Origin of the sequence: Bradyrhizobium sp. CB3481, assembly GCF_029714305.1 — a bacterium.
Taxonomy (GTDB): Bacteria; Pseudomonadota; Alphaproteobacteria; order Rhizobiales; family Xanthobacteraceae; genus Bradyrhizobium.
This window is the reverse complement of sequence record NZ_CP121647.1, coordinates 3,960,481-3,979,122: the sequence shown is the minus strand read 5'-3', so window position 1 is coordinate 3,979,122 and position 18,642 is coordinate 3,960,481. Positions and strand designations below refer to the sequence as shown.

The 18,642-nt window shown below is 64.2% G+C and carries 18 protein-coding genes; 9 read left to right on the top strand and 9 right to left on the bottom strand.

The window, feature by feature from the left end:
* Positions 1-10: 10 nt before the first annotated feature.
* The 7 genes from QA643_RS19310 to secG all read right to left on the bottom strand — a co-directional run bounded on the left by QA643_RS19310 (position 11) and on the right by secG (position 6,995).
* The gene (locus QA643_RS19310; protein ID WP_283034656.1) at positions 11-763 is read right to left on the bottom strand and encodes a cupin domain-containing protein; all 753 of its coding nucleotides are present in this window, start codon (positions 761-763) and stop codon (positions 11-13) included.
* Between the two features lie 155 nt (positions 764-918).
* On the bottom strand, positions 919-1,287 hold the full coding sequence (locus QA643_RS19305; protein ID WP_283034655.1) for a VOC family protein: 369 nt from the start codon (positions 1,285-1,287) through the stop codon (positions 919-921).
* A gap of 777 nt (positions 1,288-2,064) precedes the next feature.
* Positions 2,065-3,258, bottom strand: a complete 1,194-nt coding sequence (locus QA643_RS19300) for an MFS transporter (RefSeq protein ID WP_283034654.1) — start codon at positions 3,256-3,258, stop codon at positions 2,065-2,067.
* 10 nt (positions 3,259-3,268) lie between these two features.
* Positions 3,269-4,123, bottom strand: a complete 855-nt coding sequence (gene kdsA / locus QA643_RS19295; protein WP_283034653.1) for a 3-deoxy-8-phosphooctulonate synthase — start codon at positions 4,121-4,123, stop codon at positions 3,269-3,271.
* 93 nt (positions 4,124-4,216) lie between these two features.
* Positions 4,217-4,543 (bottom strand): NIPSNAP family protein, encoded by a 327-nt coding sequence (locus QA643_RS19290; RefSeq protein WP_283034652.1) that lies wholly within the window; start codon positions 4,541-4,543, stop codon positions 4,217-4,219.
* A gap of 276 nt (positions 4,544-4,819) precedes the next feature.
* Positions 4,820-6,451: a CTP synthase gene (locus QA643_RS19285; RefSeq protein ID WP_283034651.1), complete on the bottom strand. Its 1,632-nt coding sequence runs from the start codon at positions 6,449-6,451 to the stop codon at positions 4,820-4,822.
* Between the two features lie 166 nt (positions 6,452-6,617).
* On the bottom strand, positions 6,618-6,995 hold the full coding sequence (gene secG, locus QA643_RS19280; protein ID WP_283034650.1) for a preprotein translocase subunit SecG: 378 nt from the start codon (positions 6,993-6,995) through the stop codon (positions 6,618-6,620).
* A 237-nt stretch (positions 6,996-7,232) separates the two neighbouring features.
* On the opposite strand from secG, the gene QA643_RS19275 reads away from it, so the two are divergent.
* Genes QA643_RS19275 through QA643_RS19265 form a run of 3 tightly spaced genes read left to right on the top strand, consistent with a single transcriptional unit; the run spans position 7,233 to position 8,709 of the window.
* Positions 7,233-7,799 (top strand): XRE family transcriptional regulator, encoded by a 567-nt coding sequence (locus QA643_RS19275; protein WP_283034649.1) that lies wholly within the window; start codon positions 7,233-7,235, stop codon positions 7,797-7,799.
* Between the two features lie 5 nt (positions 7,800-7,804).
* Positions 7,805-8,158: a hypothetical protein gene (locus QA643_RS19270; protein ID WP_283034648.1), complete on the top strand. Its 354-nt coding sequence runs from the start codon at positions 7,805-7,807 to the stop codon at positions 8,156-8,158.
* A 17-nt stretch (positions 8,159-8,175) separates the two neighbouring features.
* Positions 8,176-8,709 (top strand): GNAT family N-acetyltransferase, encoded by a 534-nt coding sequence (locus tag QA643_RS19265; RefSeq protein ID WP_283034647.1) that lies wholly within the window; start codon positions 8,176-8,178, stop codon positions 8,707-8,709.
* A 1-nt stretch (position 8,710) separates the two neighbouring features.
* Here the strand turns inward: QA643_RS19265 and tpiA are convergent, their stop codons facing one another.
* The gene (gene tpiA / locus QA643_RS19260) at positions 8,711-9,463 is read right to left on the bottom strand and encodes a triose-phosphate isomerase (protein WP_283034646.1); all 753 of its coding nucleotides are present in this window, start codon (positions 9,461-9,463) and stop codon (positions 8,711-8,713) included.
* 250 nt (positions 9,464-9,713) lie between these two features.
* On the opposite strand from tpiA, the gene QA643_RS19255 reads away from it, so the two are divergent.
* The 6 genes from QA643_RS19255 to QA643_RS19230 all read left to right on the top strand — a co-directional run bounded on the left by QA643_RS19255 (position 9,714) and on the right by QA643_RS19230 (position 17,342).
* Positions 9,714-11,615 carry a peptidylprolyl isomerase gene (locus tag QA643_RS19255; protein WP_283034645.1) on the top strand — a complete coding sequence of 634 codons (1,902 nt, stop codon included), beginning with the start codon at positions 9,714-9,716 and terminating at the stop codon, positions 11,613-11,615.
* A gap of 83 nt (positions 11,616-11,698) precedes the next feature.
* Entirely contained in the window at positions 11,699-12,712 is a 1,014-nt protein-coding gene (gene trpD / locus QA643_RS19250; protein ID WP_283034644.1) for an anthranilate phosphoribosyltransferase, read from the top strand.
* A 15-nt stretch (positions 12,713-12,727) separates the two neighbouring features.
* Positions 12,728-13,549 carry an indole-3-glycerol phosphate synthase TrpC gene (gene trpC / locus QA643_RS19245; RefSeq protein WP_283034643.1) on the top strand — a complete coding sequence of 274 codons (822 nt, stop codon included), beginning with the start codon at positions 12,728-12,730 and terminating at the stop codon, positions 13,547-13,549.
* Between the two features lie 3 nt (positions 13,550-13,552).
* Positions 13,553-14,056 carry a cyclic pyranopterin monophosphate synthase MoaC gene (gene moaC, locus QA643_RS19240; protein ID WP_283034642.1) on the top strand — a complete coding sequence of 168 codons (504 nt, stop codon included), beginning with the start codon at positions 13,553-13,555 and terminating at the stop codon, positions 14,054-14,056.
* 89 nt (positions 14,057-14,145) lie between these two features.
* Entirely contained in the window at positions 14,146-14,418 is a 273-nt protein-coding gene (locus tag QA643_RS19235; RefSeq protein WP_283034641.1) for a hypothetical protein, read from the top strand.
* Positions 14,419-14,609: 191 nt separating this feature from the next.
* Positions 14,610-17,342 (top strand): EAL domain-containing protein, encoded by a 2,733-nt coding sequence (locus QA643_RS19230; protein ID WP_283034640.1) that lies wholly within the window; start codon positions 14,610-14,612, stop codon positions 17,340-17,342.
* A 25-nt stretch (positions 17,343-17,367) separates the two neighbouring features.
* On the opposite strand, the gene QA643_RS19225 is transcribed toward QA643_RS19230, so the two are convergent.
* Entirely contained in the window at positions 17,368-18,450 is a 1,083-nt protein-coding gene (locus QA643_RS19225) for a hypothetical protein (RefSeq protein ID WP_283034639.1), read from the bottom strand.
* Between the last annotated feature and the right edge of the window lie 192 nt (positions 18,451-18,642).

Below are 18,642 nucleotides of genomic sequence, written 5' to 3'. Positions count from 1 at the left end.
CGGCCGTCAACTATTGTTTCTTTGCTGGCGCGCCCGGAAGCACGGCCGCCACACCTTCCGGATTGATGTTGAAGGCCAGGAATATCAACGGCTCGTTGCCTGGGTTTCCCCATTGGTGCACGAGGCCATAGGGTTCATAGATCAAGGAGCCCGGTCCCCTGGCTTCTGTCTCACCGTCGACCGTGTTGGCCCCGGTACCCGCGATGATGAAGTATAGTGCCGCGCCGGACCGGTGGTGTGGCGGGTTGGAAGGCATCCCCGCCGGGAACGTGACTCGCGTGAGATTGAGATCATAACTGCCTGGCTTCAGATTGGGGATCGGATCCGCTGTGCGATATAATTCTCTCACGGCAGGAGGTGCCTTTTCGGCAGGCCGATCCAGGTCATCGGCAGGAGCAAGCAAGAAGTGGAGGAAAGTAGACGGCCCGTTGGCACCTGCCCTTAGCGCCGCGGTCTTTCCGCGGGCGATGAACAGCCCCTCTCCTGCGTTGAGCCTTCTAGCACCGCCATCGAGCGCGACTTGGGTCGTACCTGACATCTGGTAGAGGATGCCGTTGGCCGCCGAGATGCCGCTCATCTGGTCGGGGTGAAGGGTGACGCTCACCGCTTTGAAATAAAGCGGTACGTCGGTGACGGTCGCCAGTTTGGTTGCGGCGACCACTGTTCGTGTAGTTGCCGGTGGAGCGGGCGTGGTTTGCGCGGTCCCGGAGGCGGGAAGCGCGATCGCGCCGAGCAGCAATAGTCCCGTTCTCCTGAACTGCATGACTGCCTCCCAGGTTCAGCGGATCATCAAAGCACCATACGCCCTTCCAGCTCCTCCTGGAACGGCTGGCCGCTTCGAATGCAAGAGCATGATCCGGATCCGGAGAGCCGCGTCAGCGCACAGAGGGTACCGGTGCTCCAAAAATCATGCTTATTCTATAGCACCGATGCCGACGGCAAGGGCCGTGCGAAACTGAGCTCGTGGCCGTCAGGGTCAACCAGGTGGAAGTACCGCTCACCCCATTCGGCATCTCGCGGCACCGTCGTTGGCTCGAAACCTGCCGCGAGCGCACGGTGGTAAAGTGCGTCAACATCGGCGACGTAGAAGATCACCCGTCCCCACCAAGACCAGCGCCGCTCGGCCGGCTGGGCGATCAGGTTGAGATAGCCCGCTCCGGCGCGAAAGCTGGTGAATGACGCCGCTTCGCCGCCATGCAGAACCTCAAAGCCGAGCGCGCGGTAGAACCGGACCGCTCGCGGCATGTCGTGGGTGCCCAGTGTGATCGCGCTGATCCCCTCGATCATGGCCAAACTCTCCCGAAGCCCCCAGTTTGGAAGTTTGAATCACAGGCGTGCAGCCAAATACAACCCTCTTGGCCCGAGCCCCGGCACCGGTTGCTTTGGGGGCAAAGCGGACATCAGACGGACGGGCAAAGCCCACAGACTCGGTCGAGAATGACCCAAGGACTAAACCGCTCGCGCGGCAAGGCGCCGGGGTATGAGTACAAAACTAATAGGCGTTGAGCAGATCGACTTTGGCGTTGGTGAGGGTGAGGCGCGCCAGCATTGATGTAAACCTAGCGGCCTATCGTCAGCAAACATATGACGATGCCCCACAGCGCAACCAAGCATCCAAATACAATATGGCCTGAGGCGCGAATTTCCCGATTTTCGCTCCGTCGGTATTTCATCGAGATAATGTACCACAAGAAGCGATTCTCATCCCGAATAGAATTTATTCCGGTAAAGTCTCGCTTGGTCGGGAGCCTGAACAATTTCGGACTGCCGAGCGCAAGCCACTGGGACGGGTCGTAACGTTTCAAATTATTGAACAAACTGTGATGGGCAAAAAGAGAAATGGCTACAACAAGGAATAGCATCCCATAGAGGATAGACTTCAAGTGAGCGCCTAGGAACGTAACCATATTGCCGTTCATTTGGGCCTTTAGTCAGCAGTTCGATCGGATCGCCACGCTCCATTCCAGCAATGGCGCGCTCATACAACCTAGAGTCCCAGTGTCAACGAAAAGCAAAAATAGAAGTCGATTTGTGCTCGTTTAACGCATATTCCAGCGGCGCAGGCTACGTCACGGCTGCATCCGTCGGCCGCGTCTGGCGCAGCAGTTTGGCGCAGACAAAGCCGAGCACGATCATCACCGTCCCCGCGGTGAGCAGCGTCGGCACCTTGCCGGCGTGCTCGATGCCGGCACCATAGGCGATCGGCCCGACGGTCTGGCCCATGAAGAAGAAGAACGCGTGCAGCGACAGCGCGGTGGCGCGCGCTTCCGCCGAGAGTTCGCTGGCGAAAACCTGCAGGCTGCCGTGGATCATGTAAAAGCCCCAGCCCATGAAGACAAGGCCGAGCAGTTGCAATCGCCATTCGGGTCCCAGCGCAACCGCCATGAGCTGCACGCCGACCAGCGCCGCGCCGCCGATGATCATGCCGTTGACGCCGATAACAGGCAGCAGCCGCGACACCGTCATGGTGTAGAACAGCCCGCCGATGGCAAAACCCGCGATGACGATACCCGCGATCGACAGCGAGGTCTGCCCAAGGTCGAACAGGAACGAGGCGATGAACGGAAACAGGCCGAGCACGCAGCAGCCTTCGATGAACACGGCCGAATAGCAGATATATGCGTTCCGGTTGGTGAAGATGGTGCGATAGCCCTGCCTGAGGGCCGACAGGCTGGTGCGCGGCGGATGGGTCAGCGCGGCGCCGCGAAACCCGATTGCGACCACGATCGAAGCGATGACGACAATCACGCCGAGGAAGGCCAGCACGCCGCGCCAGCCGAGGAAATCGCCGATCAGGCCGGATACCGTCGCGCCCAGGAGATTGCCGGTCATGGCGCCGGCCAGCGTGCGCCCGATCGCGATCTGGCGCTTCTCGGGGCCAACCAGATCGCTGGTCAGCCCGAGCGAAATCGGAAACACGCCGCCCGATCCGATGCCTGCCAGGATGCGACTCACATACAAAAGCGGAATCGACGTCGCCATCGCTCCGAGAATGTTGGCGAAGCCAAGCAGCGCCAGCGCGACGATCATCAGCCGCGCCTTGCCGAAGATGTCGGCGAAGGCCCCGAGCACCGGCTGGATGATGGCAAAGGTGAAGGCGAAGGCGGCGGCGAAGCTGGCGGCGGTCGCAATGCTGACCGAAAACTCCTCCGCCACATGCGGCAGCACCGGATCGAGCGCGCGGGCGGACAGCGCGGCGGAGAAGGTCGCAAGCGCAATGATATTGAGCGCCGGCGGCAAACCGCTGGCGGCACTCACTGCAACACCGTCATTGGCGCGCGCCGCGCTTGGAGAGCGCGTCGAACTCCATCAGCGTTTTCACCAGCGCTTCGAACTCGCGCAGCGGCACCATGTTGGGGCCGTCCGAAGGCGCGCGGTCGGGATCGGGGTGGGTCTCGATGAACACGCCGGCCACGCCGACGGCGACCGCCGCCCGCGCCAGCACCGGGACGAATTCGCGCTGGCCGCCGGATGAGGAGCCCTTCCCGCCCGGCTGCTGCACCGAATGGGTGGCATCGAAGATCACGGGCGCGCCCGTCGTCTGAGCCATGATCGGCAGCGCGCGCATATCGGACACCAGCGTGTTGTAGCCGAATGAAGCGCCGCGCTCGGTCACCAGCACATTCGGGTTGCCGCCGCCGGTGATCTTGGCGACGACGTTGGTCATCTCCCACGGCGCGAGGAACTGGCCTTTCTTGACGTTGACGGCCTTGCCCGTCGCCGCTGCCGCCAGCAACAGATCAGTCTGCCGGCACAGGAACGCGGGTATCTGCAACACGTCCACCGCCTGCGCGGCCTCGGCGCATTGCGCCGGCTCGTGCACGTCGGTGAGCACGGGAAGGCCAAGCGAAGAACGGATCTCCGCGAAAACCGGCAGCGCCTGCTCCAGGCCGACACCACGCGCCGCCGAGCCTGAGGTGCGGTTGGCCTTGTCGAACGAGGTCTTGAAGACGAGGCCGATGCCGAGCCGCGTCGCGATCTCCTTCAGGGCACTAGCCACTTCAAGCGCGTGCGCCCGGCTTTCGAGCTGGCAGGGGCCGGCAATGATCGAAATCGGCAGTTCGTTGCCGAATTTGACGGGGCCGACCGAGACAACCGCGGCTGCTTTGAGATTCGCGTTCAACGGATTTTCCTTCATATCTGGCGCGGACCATGCCGGTCCGTGCCGAAAGGATCAACCCCGTTTAATCCCTGAATGTCAGGGTTGCGCGCGCGGCTATTTCACCGCCGAAAACGCCGTCGGCACCAGAAGCTGGCTGACGATGTTGTCGATGATCTGGCCGTCCTCCTCACTCTTGGCGCGGCCGGCGATCCAGTCGGGATCGGACTGGAAGGCGGTCCATTTCCTCTCGCGGTCGGCGAGCGAGTCCCAGGCGACGAAATAGGTGAGTTCCTGGTTGGAGGTGCCGATCAGCGTGGTGTAGAAGCCGGCCTGCTTGATGCCGTGCTTGTCCCACAATTTCAGCGTCAGCGTATCGAACCGCTTCATCAGCGCCGGCAGGCGGCCCGGCACGCAGCGATAGACGCGCATTTCCATGATCATCGGCTTTGCTCCTAAGGATTGTTGTTCTTGCGGTAGCAGGTTGTCGCAACAATCGACGCATTCGTCAAAGGTGGGACCGTTTTCATCCTGCCCTGGAGGGGGAGGATCGGTTCGCATGCAATGCGAACCGAGGTGGGGTGACGGTCTTTCCACTCGCACACTGTTGGACGTGGAGAGACCGTCACCCCGCCCCGTCTCGCATTTCGCTGCGCTACATGCGAGCCGACCCGCCCCCTCAAGGGGCGGGTGAAGAAAAGTCCATCACCGGGCCCGTAACTACACCAACCGGCTCTGTTTTGCCGCCGCCTGAATGAACGATGCAAACAGCGGATGCGGCTCGAACGGACGCGATTTCAGCTCGGGGTGGAATTGCACGCCGATGAACCAGGGATGGTCCTCGTATTCGACGATCTCCGGCAGCACGCCGTCGGGCGACAGGCCGGAGAAACGCAGGCCGTGCTGCTCAAGCCGATCCTTGTAGGCCGTGTTGACCTCGTAGCGATGGCGGTGGCGCTCGGAAATCTCCAGCGCGCCGCCATAGACTTCCGAGACGCGGCTGCCACGCTTCAGTGTCGCCGGATACGCGCCGAGCCGCATCGTGCCGCCGAGATCGCCCGACTGCGAGCGCTTCTCCAATTCGTTACCGCGCAGCCATTCTGTCATCAGGCCGACCAGCGGCTCTTTCGTCGGGCCGAACTCAGTCGAGTTCGCGTCCTCGATGCCGACCAGATTGCGCGCCGCTTCGATAACCGCCATCTGCATGCCGAAGCAGATGCCGAAATACGGCACGTCGCGCTCGCGCGCGAACTGCGCCGCGCGGATCTTGCCTTCGGCGCCGCGCTGGCCGAAGCCGCCGGGCACCAGAATGCCGTTGACGTGTTCGAGGAACGGCGCCGGGTCCTCGTTCTCGAACACCTCGCTCTCGATCCAGTCGAGATTGACCTTCACCTTGTTGGCGATGCCGCCATGGGAGAGCGCCTCGATCAGCGATTTGTAGGCGTCCTTCATGCCGGTGTATTTGCCAACGATGGCAATGGTCACCGCGCCTTCCGGGTTGCGCACGCGCTCGTTGATGACGTTCCAGCTCTGCAGCGCCGGCGGAATTTTCGGGCTGATGCCGAATGCGGCCAGCACTTCATCGTCGAGGCCGGCGGCGTGATAGGCTTCGGGCACCGCATAGATGTTGTCTACGTCGCGCGCCTCGATCACGGCGCTTTCGCGCACGTTACAGAACAGGCCGAGCTTGCGGCGCTCTTCCTTCGGGATTTCGCGGTCGGTGCGGCAGAGCAGGATGTCCGGCTGGATGCCGATCGAGCGCAGCTCCTTCACCGAGTGCTGCGTCGGTTTCGTCTTCAGTTCGCCGGCGCTCGGAATGTAGGGCAGCAGCGTCAGGTGAATATACACCGCGTGGTCGCGCGGCAGCTCGTTCTTGAGCTGACGGATCGCCTCGAAGAACGGCAGGCCCTCGATATCACCGACGGTGCCGCCGATCTCAACCAGCACGAAATCAAATTCGTCGTTGCCGGAGAGAACGAATTCCTTGATCGCATTGGTGACGTGCGGAACGACCTGGATGGTCGCGCCGAGATAATCGCCGCGGCGCTCCTTGCTGATGATGTCCTGGTAGATGCGCCCCGTCGTGATGTTGTCCGCCTTGGTAGCCGGACGTCCGGTGAAGCGCTCGTAATGGCCGAGATCGAGATCGGTCTCGGCGCCGTCGTCGGTCACGAACACTTCGCCATGCTGATACGGCGACATCGTTCCGGGATCGAGGTTGAGATAGGGGTCGAGCTTGCGGAGGCGGACCTTGTACCCGCGGGCCTGCAGCAGGGCACCGAGTGCCGCTGAAGCCAGACCTTTTCCGAGCGAAGAAACCACGCCGCCGGTGATGAATATGTACCGCGCCATGGGACCCTACCTTTAAGGCCACAGACCCGATTCGCCAAAACGAATCGCATGCGCGGGCAAACTATTCGCCGGCCTGTGGGTGACGTTAAAATTGAAACGATTTCAGATACTTGATGGGAGGTTCTGATGCAGGACGGTAGAGCCCGTCCTGCATAGCCACCCTGCTTTATTGCGAACGCGGTGCCTGCGGGCCCGACGGGGCCTGCTGTTCATCCACTTTCTTGAGCGTGTCGAGCACGCCGCCGGAGGTCGGCGGAGCCACCGGCGTTGCGCCGCCCGGCTGCGACTGCGTCGCCGGCGCGCCGAGGATCGAGGCCGGCTTGCGATCGATGCCCGCCATCCAGGCCAATGCCATGCTGGTCAGGAAGAAAAGCCCCGCCAGAATCGCCGTCGTCCGCGTCAGGAGGTTGGCAGTGCCGCGGCTCGACATGAAGCCGGCGCCGCCGCCCATGCCGAGGCCGCCGCCTTCGGATTTCTGCAGCAGCACGGCACCGATCAGCACGGTGACGATCATGAGGTGAACGACGATGATGACGGTCTGCATCTCAAAACCTTCCGTCACAAGCCAAGGGCGCCGGGCTTCGGCTGCAGCAAGGGCTTGCGGGTTTTCCTGAAGTTGCGCGGTGTTACACGATTGGACGGGGCATTGTCACCCCCAACCCGTCGCCAACAGCCGCTGTGGAGATAATTGCCGCAGGCGTGGTGGCAAGGCTCTGCACATCCCCTCGCCCTGCCCCGGCTCGGGACTTGTCGTCGCAGCAATTTCTCATATAATAGACGAATGGATACTTTAGTAGACGACCTGAGCACCCGCCTCGCCCACCGCCTCCGGCTGGAACGCGACAGCCGCGGCTGGTCGCTGGCCGACCTCGCCGAACGCTCCGGGGTTTCCAAGGCCACCATCAGCAAGATCGAGCGGGCTGAGGTCTCCCCGACCGCGGTGGTGCTGGTCCGGCTTGCCAGCGCCTTCGACCTCACCCTCGCCGGCTTGATGCTACGCGCCGAAGGCCAGGGCGATCGCCTGTCGCGCGCCGCCGACCAGGCCGTGTGGCGCGATCCCGAGACCGGCTACCTGCGCCGGCAGGTGTTCAACCGGCCGGATCATCCCATCGAGATCATCAAGGTCGAGATGCCGCCAAAGCAGCGCGTGACGCTGCCCGCCTCGTCCTACGCGCACATCCGGCAGGTGCTCTGGGTGCTGTCGGGCGCACTCGTGCTGACCGACGGCGGCGAGCGTCACGAGCTACGCGCCGGCGACTGTCTCGGCTTCGGTCCACCGGCCGAAGCTACCTTTGCCAATGAGAGCTCGGCGCCCTGCACCTATGTCGTGGCGCTGGTGCGGAGCTGATGCCGATGCTGGAGATCGTCAGCCGCAGCGACGCGACAGAGCCAGCCAGCACTGACGATCCGATTTCCGCCGGCCACAATGGCGGGCCGCCGCTCGAGGACGAGCACACGCCGGAATGGGGCCATGGCGGCATCGGCAATTACTTCTACTGGAAGGCGGCGCATCGGGCGGCCTGGAAAAACCCCTCGCCCGGCATCGTCGCGTTTCGCATCAAGAAGGCGGAGCGGCTGGGCCTGACTTACGAAGAATACACGCTGGAGATCCTCGAACGCGGCCGCCACCTGCAGGTCGAGGACGTCGAGCGCATCGCCGAGATCAAGCGGGCGCGCGCCGCCCGCGCCTGCAATCATCAAAGCTGAACGCGGAATTCGTCATCATGTCCGATATCAAGATCGAAGCCTTGAAGCCTTCGTACGAAGTATGCGCGGCGCTTGGTGAATTGCTGATCGAAACGGTGGCCAATGGCGGCTCGGTCAGCTTCATGCACCCGCTGTCACGGGAAGCCGCCGAGGCGTTCTGGTCGAATTCACTCATTGCAGCAGAGCGCGGCGAGCGGATCGTTCTTGGCGCCTTCGACGGCGACGAACTGATCGGCACCGTGACGCTGCTGCTCGATCTGCCGCCAAACCAGCCGCACCGCGCCGAGATCGCCAAGATGATGACGCGCGTCAGCCACCGCCACCGCGGCGTCGCCACCGCGTTGCTACGCGAGGCCGAACGCTTGGCGATCGCGCATCAACGCTGGCTCCTGGTGCTCGATACCGCCGAGGACGAAGGTGCGGCCGGCCTTTACGAGCGCGTCGGCTTCAAGCTGACCGGAATCATCCCGGATTACGCGTTCAAGCCCCATGGCGGGCTGACCGGCACGCTGATCTACTGGAAGCGATTGCAGGAAGGCGTGCTGGCCTGAGTTAACAGGCTTCCGCAATCGCCAGAAAATCCACAGCCTTCAGACTGGCGCCGCCGACCAGCGCGCCGTTGACGTCGGGGACTGCCATCAGCTCCGACGCGTTGGAAGGCTTGACCGAGCCGCCATAGAGGATGCGGATCTTGCCACCTTCAGCCTTAAACCGGCTGGTCAGAACCCCGCGGATAAAGCGATGAACCTGCTCGACATCTTTCGGTGTCGGGGTCAGCCCGGTGCCGATCGCCCAGACCGGCTCATAGGCCACCACCAGATTGGCCGAGGTCGCACCGTCCGGGAGCGAGCCCGCGAGCTGGGTGCCGCAGACGTCGAGCGTCTGGCCGGCGTCGCGCTGCTTCTGGGTCTCGCCGATGCAAACAATGGCCGTCAGCCCGGCGCGCCAGACGGCTTCCGCCTTCGCCCGGACCACCGCGTCGGTTTCGCCATGGTCGGCGCGGCGCTCCGAATGCCCGACAATAATGGCGCTGGCGCCGGCATCGGCCAGCATTTCCGCCGAGAGATCGCCGGTATGGGCGCCCGAGGCCTTGGCGTGGCAATCCTGCGCCCCCACAGTGAGCTTTGAGCCGAGCGCCTTGTCGGCGAAAGGAGCGATCAAGGTCGCCGGCGGGCAGACCAGGAGGTCGGCTTTGCCGGCCAGCGCGCCTGCGCCGGCGATCATGGCTTCGAATTCACTCAAGGAAGCTTTCAGGCCGTTCATTTTCCAGTTGCCGGCGATCAGCGGCCGGATGGCGTCGGTCATGTCGATTATCCCCGCAAAATCAGCGTTGCAGATGCGCTAGCAGAGGCGTGCGGCCAGTTCCAGATACCGGGGCGGCAATATCAGCGCCATTAACCGCTTCAATTGGTCCGTTGGGTCGAGGTTGCCGGGGGGCTTTTGCCACTTTATGATGCGTTTTCAACTCGGTGACGCCTTGTTGTGGATTCGGTCCTGAACCGAATTCCCGCGGGTACGACCCGGTTCCCCTCTCCTTAAAAAACAAGTTGGACCCATGCTTCGAGGAATGCGGAAAGCCTCATCAAACTGGCTCGGCAAGATTGTCATGGCCACCGTGATGGGCGTCTTGATTGTCAGTTTCGCAGTGTGGGGCATTGCCGACATCTTCAAGGGATTCGGCCAGTCGTCGCTCGCCAAGGTCGGCAAGATCGAGATTTCGACCGACCAATTCCGCCAGATCTACACGGAGAAGCTGCAGCAGCTCGGTCGCAGCTTTGGCCGTCCGCTGACCTCCGAACAGGCCCGCGCCTTCGGGCTCGACCGGCAGGTGCTGCGCCAGACCATTGCCGAAGCCGCGCTGGATGAGGAAGCCCGGCGCATGGGGCTCGCGCAGTCGCAGGAAGAGATCATGCGCCTGATCTACAACGATCCGAATTTCCAGGGGCTGGGCGGCAAGTTTGACCCGCAGCGCTTCCAGGCCACGATCCGGCAGTTCGGCTATACCGAGCAGCGTTATCTCAACGAGCAGCGGCGCGTCGGCTTGCGGCGCCAGATCGCCGGCACCGTCTCGGCCGGGCTGGAGCCGCCAAAAGTACTGGTCGACGCCCTGACGCGCTTCCAGAACGAGCAGCGCTCGATGGAGTACGTCAAGCTCGATGCCGCGCAGGCCGGCACCATCGACCCGCCCTCGCCCGAGGCGCTCGCCGCCTATTTCGAGGATCGCAAGACCCAGTTCCGCGCGCCCGAATACCGCAAGCTGTCGTTCGTCGTGATCAGCCCCGAAGAGCTCGGCAAATGGATCGAGGTCTCCGACGATGACGCGAAGAAAGTTTTCGAGCAGCGCCGCGACCGGTTCGGCACGCCGGAGAAGCGCGAAGTCTCGCAGATGTTCTTTCCGAACGAGAGCGAAGCGCAGGCCGCGCGTAGCCGCATTACGTCGGGAACGTCGTTCGACGACGTCGCCAAGGAGCGCAACCTCAACCTCGCCGATGTCGATCTTGGCCTGATCGCCAAGAACGCGATCATCGATCCGGCGATTGCCGATGCGGCGTTCTCGCTCCAGTCGGGCGAAGTCAGCCAGCCGGTGCAGGGCCGCTTCGGCATCGCCCTGGTCAAGGTCGGCAAGGTCGAGCCGGGCGTGACGCCGACCTTTGAAAGCGTCGCGGCGCAGATCAAGAAGGAAATCTCGACCGAACGCGCCCGCGCCAAGGTTAACGAGATCCAGAACAAGATGGAAGACGAGCGCAGCGGCGGCGCCAATCTGGTCGAGGCCGCGCAGAAGCTCGGCCTGACCCCGGTGACGATCGAAGCCGTCGACCGCTCCGGCCGCACGCCCGACGGCCAGCCGGTCGCCAACATTCCGCGCGGCCTCGACGTGGTTTCGCAGGCCTTCAACAGCGATATCGGGGTCGACAACGAGCCGATCCAGTTTGCCGGCGGCTATGCCTGGTACGACGTGCTCGGCATCACGCCCTCGCGCGAGCGGCCGCTCGACGAGGTCCGCGCCCAGGTCGAGGCGAAGTGGCGCGAAGACCAGATTTCGAACAAGCTGCGCACCAAGGCCACCGAGATGGTGCAGAAGGTCGAGCAAGGCAGCAGCCTTGCCACCGAAGCGGCCGCGCTCGGCGCCAAGGTCGAGACCGCGACCGGATTCCGCCGCGACGCCTCGCTTTCGGGCGTGCCGACGGCTGCCGTCACGGCGGCGTTCCGCACCCCGAAGGACGGCGTCGGCCAGACGCCGGGCACCGGCGGCAGCGAGTGGATCGTCTTCCGCGTCACCGACGTGACGGTGCCGCCGGTCGACACCGCCTCGGAGGAGTTCAAGCGGCTGAAGGACACGCTGCAGCGCAGCCTGAGCGACGAGCAGCTCGCGCAATATGTGGCGAAGATCGAGTCCGAGATCGGCACCTCGATCAACCAGGCCGCCTTCGCGCAGGTGACGGGCGCCAACAATTGAGCATAATGATACGCATCTCATGCCGAGGAGCGGCCGTTCGGCCGCCTCTCGAAGGATGATGCCGCGATTTTGAAAGCCAAGCGATGGACGACCTGAAATCTATCATCGGAAAAGTCGCCACCGGCGCGACGCTGTCGCGCGAAGAATCGGCCTCCGCCTTCGACGCCATGATGTCCGGCGAGGCGACGCCCTCGCAGATGGGCGGCCTGTTGATGGCGCTCCGCGTCCGCGGCGAGACCGTCGACGAGATCACCGGGGCGGTGTCGGCAATGCGCGGCAAGATGCTGCGGGTCAAGGCGCCTGACGATGCCGTCGACGTGGTCGGCACCGGCGGTGACGGCTCCGGATCGGTCAACGTCTCGACCTGCGCGGCCTTCATCGTGGCTGGTGCCGGTGTGCCCGTCGCCAAGCACGGCAACCGCGCGCTGTCCTCGCGCTCCGGCGCGGCCGACGTGCTGGCCTCGCTCGGCGTCAAGATCGATCTCACCCCCGACCAGGTCGGCCGCTGCGTGGCCGAGGCCGGCATCGGCTTCATGTTTGCGCCGGCGCATCACCCGGCGATGAAGAATGTCGGCCCGACCCGCGTCGAGCTCGCCACCCGCACCATCTTCAACCTGCTCGGCCCGCTCTCCAACCCCGCCGGCGTCAAGCGGCAGATGGTCGGCGTATTCTCAAGGCATTGGGTGCAGCCGCTGGCGCAGGTCCTGAAAAATCTCGGCTCCGAATCCGTCTGGGTCGTGCACGGCTCCGACGGGCTCGATGAGATCACCCTTACCGGCCCGAGCTTCGTCGCCAGCCTCGATGGCGGCAAGATCACCACGTTTGAGGTAAAGCCGGAGGACGCCGGCCTTGCCTGCTGCAATGTCGACGCGCTCCGGGGCGGCGATGCCGACGCCAACGCGCTGGCCCTGCAAAGCGTGCTCAACGGCCACCCGAGCCCCTACCGCGACGTCGCGCTGCTCAACGCCGCGGCGGCCCTGATCGTGGCCGGCCGCGCCAAGACCTTGACGGAAGGCGTTGCGATCGGCGCGAAGTCGCTCGACAGCGGCGCCGCCGCCGCGCGGCTGAAGCATTTGATCGCGGTCTCCCGCGGCTGATCCGAAAGGCGTCAGATGTCCGATATCCTGACCGAGATCGAGGCTTATAAGCGCGAGGAAATCGCGGCCGCCAAAAAGGCGCATCCGCTCTCCGCACTCGAAGCGCGGGCCAAGGCGGCGCCGCCGCCGCGCGGCTTCGTCCGCGCCATCAGGGAGAAGCTTGCCCGCGGCGATTACGCGCTGATTGCGGAGGTGAAGAAGGCCTCGCCGTCCAAGGGGCTGATCCGCGCCGATTTCGATCCGCCCCTTCTCGCCAAGGCCTATGAAGCCGGCGGCGCGGCGTGCCTGTCGGTCCTGACCGACGCGCCATCGTTCCAGGGCCATCTCGATTTCATGGTGGCGGCGCGCGCGGCCACCAATCTTCCGGTGCTGCGCAAGGATTTTCTGTTCGACACCTATCAGGTGGTGGAAGCCCGCGCCCATGGCGCGGACTGCATCCTGATCATCATGGCCGCGCTGGACGACGCCGCGGCCAAGGACATCGAGGACGCCGCGATTGCGCTCGGCATGGACGTGTTGATCGAAATCCACGACCGCGCCGAACTCGACCGCGCACTAAACCTTCGTTCGCCGATGATCGGCGTCAACAACCGCAATTTGCGCACCTTCGAGACCACGCTGGCGACCAGCGAGGCGCTGGCGCCGCTGATCCCGCGAGACCGCCTGATGGTTGGCGAAAGCGGCATCTTCACGCCCGACGATCTCGCCCGGCTCGAACGCGTCGGCATGTCGACCTTCCTGGTCGGCGAAAGTCTGATGCGGCAGGCAGACGTGACGGCGGCGACGCGCACGCTGCTGGCGCGCACCCCAGCGCCGCGCGCGACCGGAACCGGCTAGACGATGGCGCGAAAGGCTTCCAAAGGCGGCGGCGCCCTCACCCATATCGATTCATCCGGCGAAGCACGGATGGTCGACGTCTCGGAAAAGCCGGCAACCGAGCGCACCGCCGTCGCCGAGGGCCGCGTCGTCACGACCAAGGCGACGCTCGAGCTGATCTTGTCAGGCAACGCCAAGAAGGGCGACGTGCTGGGCACCGCACGCATCGCCGGCATCGTGGCGGCCAAGCGCACCTCCGAGCTGATCCCGCTGTGCCATCCGCTGGCGCTTTCCAAGGTGACCGTCGACATCACGCCCGACAAGAAGCTTCCCGGCTGCCTCGTCCGCGCAACCGTCAAGGTCACCGGGCCGACCGGCGTCGAGATGGAAGCGCTGACCGCAGTGTCGGTCGCGTGCCTGACGATCTACGACATGATCAAGGCGGTCGAGCGCGGCGTGCGCATCGAGGGCATTCACCTCGTCGAGAAGCTCGGCGGCAAATCCGGCCATTATCGCGCGAAGCCCTGAAGAGCTCACGCTGGCGTGACCGCTACACCGAGGAATGAGCCCACAATGGCGGGGTTGCTTCTTGCGAGAGCTTCACAAGGAGCATCCCGATGGCGATGTACAAGCTTCTTGGTACGGCGGCGGCGCTGGTGATGATCGCGACACCCGCCACGACACCCGCAATGGCACAGCAGGTTATGGGCGAACCCGGCTACTGCGCGTTCTTCTATCCCAACGCCAATTGCCAGAACAAAGGCCCGGGCAATCCCTATACCGGTGACGCCTGGCTTCGCCTCAACCAGAACAGGCCCGTGGCCGGCAGCCATCCAATCGACCGCTCTGCACGCAAGCGCGCACATCGATCCCCGACATCCATGCAGTGAGGGTATCTCGCCGGTTCCATTGCCAGGCGACAATCCGCGGTGGTTGCCGGAGGAGCCGCTCGCCACCGGGCTAACCTTTCATTAACCAGACTTCCTAACGTCAACTCCATTTCACCACGCTATCGAAGTCATGGGCCGGGTTGGGAGAACGCCGCTTCCGGCGGTTCAATTCCCGGCAGCGATCGCGTTCCATGGCTTTGACTGGCATCAGTTCATTGAGGATCGCGTCCGCCCTTCGCGGCGGCCCGATCCGCTGGTTGATCCTGGGTGGCACGTTCCTGATCGCGACCATCGCGATCGGTGCCACCATCATGGCCGGCAATTTCCGCGAACGCGCGCTGCGCAACAGCGAACGCGAGCTGGAAAACACCGTGCTGCTGCTCGCACGTCATTTCGACCAGCGGCTCGAAGATTTCCAGGTCGTCCAGAAGGACCTGATCGCGTTCATGCGGTCCAGCGGGATCGCCACGCCCGAGAACTACAAGCGGCGGATGTCGGCTCACGACATCCATCTGATGCTGAAATCCAAGCTCGACGCGCTGGCCTATGTCGGTGGCATCAACATCTTCGACGCCGACGGCAACTTGATCAATGCATCGGCTGCCTGGCCGGCGCCGCCGGTCAACTCGGCGGATCGCGCTTTCTTCCGGACCTTCAAGTCCAGCCCGCACTCGCCGGAAATGCTGGTCGAGCCAGTCTATAGCCGCATCACCGGCGCCTGGACCACGGTGATCGCCCGCAAGGTCACCGGCCCCAAGGGCGAATTCCTCGGCGCCATCGGCCGGGGCATCGAGCCCGCCAATTTCGAAAAATTCTTCGCCACCGTCGCGCTCGGCCCCGCCGCCACCATCGCCATGCATCACAGCGACGGCACGCTGCTGGCCCGCTACCCGCATGTCGCTGACCTGATCGGCAAGAATTTCAGGAACGGCCCCGCCGTCCAGCGGCAGATCTTCGAATTGCCCCGCAGCACCTCACGCCTCACCAGCCCAATCGACGGCGAGGACCGGCTGATCGCCTCGCGCATGCTGACGAATTTCCCGCTTCTGATCATCGCCTCGACCACGACCTCGGCCGCGTTGGCCGACTGGCGCGAGCAGATCGCAATTCTGGTCGCGGTGACCGGGCTTTCGGTGGTGGCGATTGCCGCCCTGCTGTTTCTCGTCGTCCGCAAGCTTTCGCATCAGCATCGCGCGTCGAAGCAGCGCCTGACCCTGGAAAAGCAGCGTCTCGATACTGCCGTCAACAACATGACGCAGGGCCTGCTGCTGTTCGATTCGAAGCAGCGGCTGATCATCTGCAACAAGCGCTATCTGGAAATGTACGGCCTGTCGGCCGACGTGGTGAAGCCGGGCTGCACCTTCCGCGAGGTGATCGCCCATCGCAAGGAGACCGGCTCCTTCGTCGGCGATATCGATCAATATCTCAACGAGGTGCTGCGCGACATTGCCCACCGCAACGTCATGGTGATCTCGACGCCGGACGGACGCTCGATCCAGATCGTCAACGAGCCGGTGGCGGACGGCGGGTGGTTGGCTACCCATGAAGACATCACCGAGCGCCGCCGCGCCGAGGAACGCATCACCCACCTCGCCCATTACGACGCGCTGACCGAACTGCCGAACCGCACGCTGTTCCATGAGCGGCTCAAGCGCGAATTGTCTCACCTCGCCCCCGGCCGGCAACTGGCCGTGCTCTACATCGACATCGACGAATTCAAGAGCGTCAACGATTCCCTCGGGCACATGATCGGCGACGAATTGCTGAAATCGGTTGCCGCCAGCCTCGCGGCTTGCGCACGCAAGAGCGATTTCGTGGCCCGGCTCGGCGGCGACGAGTTCGCCATCGTGCAGACCGGGATCGAGGACACCGACGATGTGATGATGCTGGTCAGCCGCATCTTCGAGGCGATCCGCTCGCCCTACCAGTGCCTCGGCCACCAGGTCACCACCGACGCCAGCATCGGTATCGCGCTGGCGCCGCAGGACGGCACCGACATCGACCAGATACTGAAGAACGCGGATCTGGCGATGTATGCCGCCAAGGCCGCCGGCCGCCGCACCTATCGCTTCTTCGAAGCCGACATGGAAGCCGAGGTCCGCGCCCGCCGCAGCCTGGAGATGGACCTGCGCCGGGCGCTCATCGACGGCGGTTTCGAGGTCTACTACCAGCCTTGCCTCGGCCTGCAGACCAACGCGATCACCGGCTGCGAGGCCCTGGTGCGCTGGCGCCATCCGCAGCGCGGCATGATTTCGCCCGCCGAATTCATTCCGCTCGCCGAGGATACCGGCCTGATCAACCAGCTCGGCGAATGGGTGCTGACCACGGCCTGCAAGGAAGCGGCGGGCTGGCCCGGCAATGTCCGCCTCGCGGTCAACGTCTCGCCGATCCAGTTCAGAAGCGGCACGCTGGCGCTGAAGGTGATGGCGGCGCTCGCCGAATCCGGCCTCGCCGCTGGCCGACTGGAGCTCGAGATCACCGAGGCCGTCCTGATCCGCGACGACGAAGCGGCGCTTGCGGTGCTGCACGACCTGCGCGCCATTGGCGTGCGCATCGCGCTCGACGATTTCGGCACCGGCTATTCCTCGCTGAGCTACCTGCAGCGCTTCCCGTTCGACAAGATCAAGATCGACCGCTGCTTCATATCTGATATCGCCGAGCCGGAGGGCTCGTCCTGCATCGTCCAGGCGGTGGTCAACATCGCCGCCGAACGCCACATGACGACGACAGCCGAAGGCGTCGAGACCGAGCAGCAGCGCGAATTGCTGCGCGAGCTCGGCTGCTCGGAAATGCAGGGCTACCTGTTCAGCCCGCCGAAGCCGGCGGCCGATATCCGGCCGATGCTGTCGAAGTATCTGCCGCACCCCGAAGCGGCCCCCACGGTCCGCCCACGCAAGCGGAAGAACGAGGCGCGCTCGGCTTAGCCGCTACGCTGTGTACAGCGGCTAGCTAAAGCCGCGCCTTCTGCGCAAGTGGAACGCGGAACGTCCTGAAGCCCGCAATGTCCGGAAACCACTCGGCGGCCTGCGGCGAGGCCAGCGTCAGCACGGCGGCCGGGACTTCGCCGCGGATCAGACGGTCGACCGCCCCTTGCTGGCCCTCGCTGAACTGGACCTCGGCAGCGCCTGCCGCCATGAAGGCGGCGCTGACACGGCCGCTCGATGCGGATTGCCTTTCCTCGATCGCGATGTTGCGGTTGTTGAGGTCGGACAGCGAATTGATTTCGGGACGCGCCAGAACGAGCGCCACCAGATTGTCGGCCTTCTCATCCGATGCGGCAGCCGCCTTGCCGGCATCCTTGGTCTCACTGGATGCCGTTTCCGGATTGCCCGGCTTCTCGGCTGGCGCCTGCCCTGTCCCGATCGCGGTGACGAGGTCGGCCATGCCGGTCGCTTCGACGACCTGCTGCTGGATGGTCCGCGCCGCCGCTGTGGGAGCCTCGCTGCCGGTGGCGGTCGCAGGCTTCGCCGGCGCGGCAATCTCCAGCGTGGCGGGCGGCGGCAGAACGACCTCGGGCGTTACGGTCTCTTTGGGAGCTTCCACGGATTGCGGCGGCGCAACGGCCGCCGTCTGGCTCGGCTCCGGCTTGCCGGTGCTTTCCGGCTTACTGTCCTGAGCCACACTTCGGGAGATCGGCTTTGCTGCGGCTGCTGCGGCAGCCTGAACATCCTTGCGGCCGGCCGCGGCATTGGGAGTTGCGGCCTTCCTGGTATTCGACGTCCCGGTTTTCGATGCGGCAACGGGCGCGCGCGGCGGCGTGGCACGAGAACTACGCGCCGGCTGTCTTGCGGCCCGTGCGGGACCGGCTTGCGCGGGTCTTTCGATTTCCGGAGCCGCGACGTTTGTCTCGTGGTGCTCGCGGTATCGGCGGGACAAGGCCTCGGCCGACCATGCCATGTAGGATTGGCACGCGCTGTTGCATGGCTGCCCATCGATATAGACGATGCCGGGCGAATCCAGCGGGTTGGCTTGCAGGACGCCGGTCGAACCGAGGGACAGGATCAGGATGAGCAAAATCCGTTTCTTCGACATGGCAACTCCGTTTGAAACACACAATCGAGCGGGAACCGGCGCGATGAAAATCACGCCGTGCGAAGTACGGCCGGATCGAAGAGGAGGTTTCAAACGAGATGAGGTTTTTCGGACCGCCGCGCGCGTCTTGACGACAGCATCAGGGCGAGAACCAGAGCACATGATTACGGCGGCGATCACTGCGTCGATCCC

What these genes read in the sequence shown, in the direction of transcription:
- trpC (WP_283034643.1), top strand. Translation starts at nt 12,728, where the DNA reads ATGTCCGATATCCTGACCGAGATCGAGGCTTATAAGCGCGAGGAAATC.
- QA643_RS19225 (WP_283034639.1), bottom strand. Translation starts at nt 18,450, where the DNA reads ATGTCGAAGAAACGGATTTTGCTCATCCTGATCCTGTCCCTCGGTTCG.
- QA643_RS19310 (WP_283034656.1), bottom strand. Translation starts at nt 763, where the DNA reads ATGCAGTTCAGGAGAACGGGACTATTGCTGCTCGGCGCGATCGCGCTT.
- QA643_RS19290 (WP_283034652.1), bottom strand. Translation starts at nt 4,543, where the DNA reads ATGATCATGGAAATGCGCGTCTATCGCTGCGTGCCGGGCCGCCTGCCG.
- QA643_RS19265 (WP_283034647.1), top strand. Translation starts at nt 8,176, where the DNA reads ATGTCCGATATCAAGATCGAAGCCTTGAAGCCTTCGTACGAAGTATGC.
- QA643_RS19270 (WP_283034648.1), top strand. Translation starts at nt 7,805, where the DNA reads ATGCTGGAGATCGTCAGCCGCAGCGACGCGACAGAGCCAGCCAGCACT.
- QA643_RS19305 (WP_283034655.1), bottom strand. Translation starts at nt 1,287, where the DNA reads ATGATCGAGGGGATCAGCGCGATCACACTGGGCACCCACGACATGCCG.
- moaC (WP_283034642.1), top strand. Translation starts at nt 13,553, where the DNA reads ATGGCGCGAAAGGCTTCCAAAGGCGGCGGCGCCCTCACCCATATCGAT.
- QA643_RS19255 (WP_283034645.1), top strand. Translation starts at nt 9,714, where the DNA reads ATGCTTCGAGGAATGCGGAAAGCCTCATCAAACTGGCTCGGCAAGATT.
- QA643_RS19235 (WP_283034641.1), top strand. Translation starts at nt 14,146, where the DNA reads ATGGCGATGTACAAGCTTCTTGGTACGGCGGCGGCGCTGGTGATGATC.
- QA643_RS19285 (WP_283034651.1), bottom strand. Translation starts at nt 6,451, where the DNA reads ATGGCGCGGTACATATTCATCACCGGCGGCGTGGTTTCTTCGCTCGGA.
- tpiA (WP_283034646.1), bottom strand. Translation starts at nt 9,463, where the DNA reads ATGACCGACGCCATCCGGCCGCTGATCGCCGGCAACTGGAAAATGAAC.
- QA643_RS19230 (WP_283034640.1), top strand. Translation starts at nt 14,610, where the DNA reads ATGGCTTTGACTGGCATCAGTTCATTGAGGATCGCGTCCGCCCTTCGC.
- trpD (WP_283034644.1), top strand. Translation starts at nt 11,699, where the DNA reads ATGGACGACCTGAAATCTATCATCGGAAAAGTCGCCACCGGCGCGACG.
- QA643_RS19275 (WP_283034649.1), top strand. Translation starts at nt 7,233, where the DNA reads ATGGATACTTTAGTAGACGACCTGAGCACCCGCCTCGCCCACCGCCTC.
- secG (WP_283034650.1), bottom strand. Translation starts at nt 6,995, where the DNA reads ATGCAGACCGTCATCATCGTCGTTCACCTCATGATCGTCACCGTGCTG.